This window comes from Acinetobacter johnsonii (genome assembly GCF_048551975.1).
Classification (GTDB): Bacteria; Pseudomonadota; Gammaproteobacteria; order Pseudomonadales; family Moraxellaceae; genus Acinetobacter; species Acinetobacter johnsonii_A.
Genome location: NZ_JBIMCF010000238.1, coordinates 1 through 272, shown reverse-complemented (window position 1 = coordinate 272; position 272 = coordinate 1). Strand labels below are relative to the sequence as shown.

The window sequence follows — 272 nt, the reverse complement described above, 5'->3', positions numbered from 1 at the left end:
CATCTAAACTATGTTCTTCGGGATTGAAATTATTTTGTGAGGCGGCGAGAGATGCATAATGTGCTTTATAAGTTGTTGTACCTTTGATGACATCCTGATCAGAATAATTGACTGAGGCTACACCGATCACCCCAAACAGCGACTTAATTTGCTGTTGTGTATAGTTATAGTTTGCCTGCAAATTCCAACGATTTTCAAATTCATGTTTTGCTTGTGCAAATAGATTAATAGTATCAACCCGACTATATGCCAATTTTGCATTGGCATTAAAG

The 272-nt window shown here is 36.8% G+C and carries 1 pseudogene; it reads right to left on the bottom strand.

The features are described 5' to 3' along the window. Nucleotides 1–272: pseudogene (locus ACG9ZB_RS17360) on the bottom strand (TonB-dependent siderophore receptor); the annotation flags it as partial.